General features: G+C 63.9%; 6 protein-coding genes. 1 reads left to right on the top strand and 5 read right to left on the bottom strand.

From position 1 onward, the window contains the following. Positions 1-58: 58 nt before the first annotated feature. The 5 genes from ACFUTU_RS21030 to ACFUTU_RS21010 all read right to left on the bottom strand — a co-directional run bounded on the left by ACFUTU_RS21030 (position 59) and on the right by ACFUTU_RS21010 (position 5,241). Positions 59-460 carry a cytochrome c oxidase subunit 4 gene (locus ACFUTU_RS21030; RefSeq protein WP_102974540.1) on the bottom strand — a complete coding sequence of 134 codons (402 nt, stop codon included), beginning with the start codon at positions 458-460 and terminating at the stop codon, positions 59-61. After that, positions 457-2,178, bottom strand: a complete 1,722-nt coding sequence (gene ctaD, locus ACFUTU_RS21025; protein ID WP_377967866.1) for a cytochrome c oxidase subunit I — start codon at positions 2,176-2,178, stop codon at positions 457-459. Before ctaD ends, ACFUTU_RS21030 begins: the two co-directional genes overlap by 4 nt. A gap of 10 nt (positions 2,179-2,188) precedes the next feature. After that, positions 2,189-3,061, bottom strand: a complete 873-nt coding sequence (coxB, locus tag ACFUTU_RS21020) for a cytochrome c oxidase subunit II (RefSeq protein WP_377967864.1) — start codon at positions 3,059-3,061, stop codon at positions 2,189-2,191. Positions 3,062-3,247: 186 nt separating this feature from the next. After that, positions 3,248-3,637 (bottom strand): HesB/IscA family protein, encoded by a 390-nt coding sequence (locus tag ACFUTU_RS21015; RefSeq protein ID WP_377967862.1) that lies wholly within the window; start codon positions 3,635-3,637, stop codon positions 3,248-3,250. Between the two features lie 158 nt (positions 3,638-3,795). After that, entirely contained in the window at positions 3,796-5,241 is a 1,446-nt protein-coding gene (locus tag ACFUTU_RS21010; RefSeq protein ID WP_377967860.1) for a dipeptidase, read from the bottom strand. A gap of 129 nt (positions 5,242-5,370) precedes the next feature. Between ACFUTU_RS21010 and ACFUTU_RS21005 the strand changes: the two genes are divergently transcribed. Next, positions 5,371-5,961, top strand: coding sequence for a DUF3043 domain-containing protein (locus ACFUTU_RS21005; protein WP_377967858.1), 591 nt, complete (start codon positions 5,371-5,373; stop codon positions 5,959-5,961). The last annotated feature ends 85 nt before the right edge of the window (positions 5,962-6,046 follow it).

Genomic DNA, 6,046 nt, shown 5'->3' with positions numbered 1-6,046 from the left:
GCCGAAAAGGTGGGGGCCGCCGTCGTTCTTTAAGACTGTTCCCTGAGGACCCGGACAGCTAGTGTGCGTGGTCTCCGCGGCTGTACTCGTACACCCAGCCAACGAGGGCCACCAGAGCCATGCCGCCGGCGATGAAGACGATCCAGAAGCCTACGGCCAGGCCAAGGAAACCTGCTGCGCAGGAGAGGCCCAGTACCAGCGGCCACCAGCTCCAGGGGCTGAAGTGGCCCTGTTCGCCGGCGCCTTCATGAATCTCGGCGTCTGCACGGTCTTCGGGACGCATACCCACGCGCTTGCCGGTGAAGCCGAGGTAGGCACCGATCATGCCTGCCAGGCCACCCACCAGGAGGATGCCCAGGATGCCGACCCACTCAGACCAGTTGGTGAGGAAGCCGTAGATGATCGAAACCGGAACGAAGAAGAAAACTCCTGCTCCAAAAATCCATGATTCGATTCTCATTGCGCGGTGTCCTTCTGATCAGCGTTGCCGAGCACGTTTGCTGCCGGTGCCGGCGACTCAACGGTGTGTGACTGGGAGAGTTCAGGGTGGTGCAGGTCCAGTGCCGGACGCTCCGAGCGGATACGGGGCAGGGACGTGAAGTTGTGACGCGGCGGCGGGCAGGACGTGGCCCACTCCAGTGAGGCACCGAAGCCCCAGGGGTCGTCAACCTGAACCTTTTCGGCGTTGCGTGCGGTGATGTAGACGTTCCAGAAGAACGGGATCAGGGACGCACCCAGGACGAACGAGGCGACGGTGGAGAACTGGTTCATCCAGGTGAAGTTGTCCTCAACCAGGTAGTCGGCGTAACGGCGGGGCATGCCTTCAACACCCAGCCAGTGCTGGATCAGAAACGTGCCGTGGAAGCCCAGGAACAGCAGCCAGAAGTGGATCTTGCCGAGGCGCTCGTTGAGCATCTTGCCGGTCCACTTCGGCCACCAGAAGTAGAAGCCGGCGAACATCGCAAACACCACGGTGCCGAACACCACGTAGTGGAAGTGGGCCACCACAAAGTAGGAGTCGGAGACGTGGAAGTCCAGCGGCGGGGACGCCAGGATGATGCCGGTCAGGCCGCCGAAGAGGAACGTGATGAGGAAGCCGATGCTCCACAGCATGGGGGTTTCGAACGTCAGCGAACCGCGCCACATGGTGCCGATCCAGTTGAAGAACTTCACGCCCGTCGGGACCGCGATCAGCATGGTCATGAAGGAGAAGAACGGAAGCAGCACGGAGCCGGTCACGTACATGTGGTGCGCCCATACGGTCACGGACAGAGCAGCAATCGCAATGGTCGCGTACACCAGGCCCTTGTAGCCGAAGATCGGCTTGCGGCTGAAGACCGGGAAGATCTCGGACACGATGCCGAAGAACGGCAGGGCGATGATGTACACCTCGGGGTGGCCGAAGAACCAGAACAGGTGCTGCCACAGGACGGCGCCGCCGTTCTCCGGGTCGAAGATGTGGGCACCGAAGCGGCGGTCCGCCCCGAGGGCGAAGAGTGCTGCGGCCAGCGGCGGGAACGCCATGAGGACCAGGATGGCCGTGACGAGGGTGTTCCAGGTGAAGATCGGCATGCGCCACATGGTCATGCCCGGGGCACGCATGCAGATGATCGTGGTGATGAAGTTGACCGCACCCAGGATGGTGCCGAAGCCGGAGAGCGCCAGGCCGAAGACCCACAGGTCACCGCCGACGCCGGGGCTGAAGGTGGTGTTGGAGAGCGGTGCGTAGGCGAACCAGCCGAACGATGCAGCACCCTGCGGGGTGATGAAACCGGAAACGGCGATGGTGGAGCCGAACAGGAAGAACCAGAAGGCCAGCGCATTCAGTCGGGGGAACGCCACGTCAGGCGCACCGATCTGCAGCGGCATGATCACGTTCGCAAAGCCCGCGAAGAGCGGGGTGGCGAACATGAGCAGCATGACCGTGCCGTGCATGGTGAACAGCTGGTTGTACTGCTCCTTGGTCTGCAGGATCTGCATGCCGGGTTCGAAGAGCTCGGCACGGATGAGCAGGGCCATCACGCCGCCGAAGCAGAAGAACACGAAGGACGCGATCAGGTACATGTACCCGATGGTCTTGTGGTCGGTGGAGGTGATCCAGTTGACGACGATGCGTCCCTTGGATTTGGGAACTACGGGAGCCTCGAGGATCCCGGGGGTCTGGGTGTAAGTAGCCACTTCGCTTCCCTTACTTCGTTGCGTTCAGGTTCGGGTTGCGGTCATACTCATCGCCGAGCAGGCCCGTGTTGCCGTCCTGGCGAAGCTGGTTCATGTGAGCCTGGAATTCGGACTCGGAAACAACCTTGACGCGGAACAGCATTTCGGAGTGGTACTCACCGCAGAGCTCGGCGCACTTGCCGTCGTAGGTGCCCTCTTTGGTGGGCGTGAACCGGATGTAGTTGGTCTTGCCCGGGATCATGTCCCGCTTCTGCAGGAATGCAGGAACCCAGAAGGAGTGGATGACGTCGCGGGCGTTCAGCTCCAGGTCAACGGACTTGTTGACGGGCAGGTAGAGGGTGGGGAGCTTCTCCTTGTCCACTTCCTTGCCTGTCAGGTGCGCCTGGACACCTGCTTCGTGGACGTCCTCGGTGATGACGTCGCCCTTCTTGTAGTTGAAGTCCCAGGCCCACTGCTTGCCGCGAACGTCAACCACGACGTCGGCCGGCTGCGAGCGGTCATCGATCGCCTGCTGGTCACGGTCGGTGAAGTAGAAGAACACCAGGACCATGAACAGCGGGATCGTCAGGTAGAAGACCTCGAGGGGCAGGTTGAAGCTGGTCTGCCGCGGGAAGCCCACGGTGCCCTTGCGGCGGCGGTAGGCCACGAGGCACCAGACGATCAGACCCCAGGTGATGATGCCCACCACGAGGGCGGCAATCCATGAGTTGACCCAGAGGTCCATGATGCGGTCAGTGTGATTGGTGGTGCCACGCTCGGTGGGCAGCCACCCCTTCTCTACCTCTGGCGAACATCCAGTCAAAACCAACGCGCCGGCAGTTGCCAAGCCAGTGATCATTGTGATCGTTTTGCGTCGGCTGCCGGTTCGGTTCTGCGAACTCACAGACGGCCCTTCCTACTTGTTGCTGTTGCCTGGGCGGCAAAAAGCTTCCCGGGCACACTAAAAGTTTTACTACTCGGTGTAGAGCTTACCGCTCCCCGCAGGTTTTCGCCCACATGTCCCCACCGTGTGGCGGCGCCGGTTTTCACCGGCGCCGCCAAGAGGTATGAGGAAGGGCTTGCTGACCCTTTAGTGGAACGAATCTCCGCAGGCGCACGAGCCGCCCGCGTTCGGGTTGTCGATGGTGAAACCCTGCTTGGAGATGGTGTCTTCAAAGTCGATGCTGGCACCGCTGAGGTACGGCACGCTCATCTTGTCGACGACAACTTCGACTCCGTCGAAGTCGCGTACCGCGTCACCGTCAAGGAGGCGCTCGTCGAAGTACAGCTGGTAAATGAGGCCGGAGCAGCCACCCGGCTGCACGGCTACGCGGAGGCGAAGATCGGTGCGGCCTTCCTGCTCCAGGAGGCTGCGGACCTTGCCTGCTGCAACGTCCGTCAGCTGAACCTCGTGGCTCGCCAGTTCCTCACTGGCCGGGCCGGTGGGTTCGGTGCTGTTTTCATTGGTCGTAGTGCTCATTGGCCTACCTTACTAACGACGGTTGTGGCTGCCCCGCTTGCACGGTGCCTGCCCCTACGGAAACAGTACGGGCTATAGCTACATGCTACGTCGATCCGGCGCGGAGCTCTAACTTCAGGCGTAACCCCCACGGGCCCCGCATTGTTCCCATCAGCCGGTCAGCGCAGGCCCTCGGAATTCAGCCTGGCCAGCAGCAGGGCCTCGGCCACGACCGCGTTGCGGAAATCCCCCAGGTGCAGGGATTCATTTGCGGAGTGGGCGCGCGAATCCGGGTCCTCCACCCCGGTCACCAGGATCTGGACTTCGGGGTACAGGTCCGTCAGGTCGCTGATGAAGGGAATGGAACCGCCAATCCCCATTTCCACGGCCGGAACACCCCAGGCCTCGCCGAGCGCCCACATGGCGAAGCCGGCAGCGGCCGAGCCGGTGTCCGTCTGAAAGGCGTTGCCGCTCTCCCCCGGCGTGAACGTCACCTTCGCGCCGAACGGTGCATGAGTCTCCACGTGCCGGCGCACCGCCTCCATGGCCTCCGCCGGATCCTGGCCGGGGGCGAGCCGGAGGCTGAACTTGGCGCGGGCACTGGGCAGCAAGGTGTTGGAGGCAACGTTGACGGCCGGCGCATCGAAGCCGATGATCGACAGCGCCGGCTTGGTCCAGAGCCGAGAGGCAATGCTTCCCGTGCCGGCCAGCTTCACGCCGTCGAGCACTGACGAATCCGCCCGGTACTCCTCCTCCGTGAGGTCCACGCCGGTTTCATCCCTGCCCACCAGGCCGGCGATGGCAACACTGCCGTCGTCGTCGTGCAGTGTTGCGATCAGGCGCGAGAGCAGGGTGGGGGCATCGAGCACCGGCCCACCGAACATGCCTGAGTGCACGGCGTGGTCCAGGACCTGAACCTCGAAGGTTCCGTCAACAAGCCCCCGCAGGCTCGTGGTGAGCGCCGGCACTCCCACTTTCCAGTTGCTCGAATCGGCAACCACGATGACGTCGGCCCGCAGCAGCTCCCGGTGGGTTTCCAGGAACGTCCTGAAGGTCGGCGACCCGGCCTCCTCCTCGCCCTCGAAGAAGAGGGTGACACCCAGCCCAAACTCATCGCCGAGTACGCGGCTCACGGCGCCGTAGGCGGCGACATGGGCCATGATGCCTGCCTTGTCATCGGCCGCACCGCGCCCGTAGAGGCGCCCGTCGCGTTCGACGGCGGTAAAGGGCTCAGATTCCCACAGCGCCGGATCCCCGGGCGGCTGTACGTCGTGGTGGGCATACAGAAGGATTGTCGGCTTGCCGGGCGCCGCCTCGCGGCGCGCCACAACAGCGGGCCCGCCGGGGCTACCATCCTCCTTGTCGCACCGCAGGATCCGGACATCCCCGATGCCGGCCTCCCGCACCAGATTGGCGACCGCCTCGGCGCTGGCGTCCAGCGGGGCGGGGTCGAAGCTGGGCCAGGCGATGCCGGGTATGGCCACCAGGTCCTTCAGCTGCGCAACCGTCGTGTCAAAGGCCGCGTCTACAGCTGCCCGAAGGGCGTTGGTGTCGACGCCGGCAGCGGACCGTCCGGATTGCCGGGCATCGTACTGTTGCGGGGTCGCCGCGGGGTATGAAGTCATGGCCAAACACTACCTGTGTCACAAGCCACAACAAACACCGCATTTTCCAGGCGCCGGAGGCCACCGCAAGCCCGCCCGGGGCCCGGCGGGCATGACCGGGGGCACACGGCACCAAGGTATTCTGTTGTGGTGTTCGGACGTAAAAAGGAAGCGCCAGCGGCGCAGGATGTAGTTGACCAGCAGGCTGCCGAAGCAGCCGCAGTAGCAGGCAAAGGCGCGCCCACGCCCAAGCGCAAGGCACAGGAAGCGGCGCGTAAGCGCCCGCTGGTGCCGGAGGACCGGAAGGCCTCCAAGGAAGCGGAGCGTCTGGCCGCCCAGGAGCAGCGCCTGAAGATGCGCCAGGCCCTGGACACCGGCGACGAAAGGTTCCTGCCGGTCCGCGACAGGGGCCCGCAGAAGCGGTTCGCCCGCGACTACGTGGATGCCCGCTTCAACCTGGGCGAGTACCTGATGTTCGGCGCTTTGGTGTTCGTTATCGTCTCATTCGTGGTGCCGGCCAGCAGCGAGATGATGGTTTACGTGCTGGGCGGCTTCTGGGTGATGTTCCTGGCCGTTTTCGTTGACGCCTTCATCCTGTCCCGTAAGCTGCGGAAGCGCCTCGCAGAAAAGTTCGGCGAGGTTGAGCGCGGCACCGTCTGGTACGGGTCCATGCGTTCCCTGCAGTTCCGAAAGCTTCGCCTGCCCAAGCCCCAGGTCCGCCGCGGGCAGTACCCGTCCTGATACCTCGGTTCACTCCTGCAGCACAGGCTGGCGGGGGACGGTCCCGGACCTAAATGCAGCAGCCCGGCGGTGGAACCGCCGGGCC

It is taken from the genome of Arthrobacter sp. NPDC057388 (assembly GCF_042668165.1).
Taxonomy (GTDB): Bacteria; Actinomycetota; Actinomycetes; order Actinomycetales; family Micrococcaceae; genus Arthrobacter.
The sequence above is the reverse complement of the archived record's forward strand: the minus strand, read 5'-3'. Positions and strand labels throughout refer to the sequence as shown.

Excerpts from the sequence above, each read along its gene's own strand:
- ACFUTU_RS21015 (WP_377967862.1), bottom strand. The coding sequence starts at position 3,637 with ATGAGCACTACGACCAATGAAAACAGCACCGAACCCACCGGCCCGGCC.
- ACFUTU_RS21010 (WP_377967860.1), bottom strand. The coding sequence starts at position 5,241 with ATGACTTCATACCCCGCGGCGACCCCGCAACAGTACGATGCCCGGCAA.
- ACFUTU_RS21030 (WP_102974540.1), bottom strand. The coding sequence starts at position 460 with ATGAGAATCGAATCATGGATTTTTGGAGCAGGAGTTTTCTTCTTCGTT.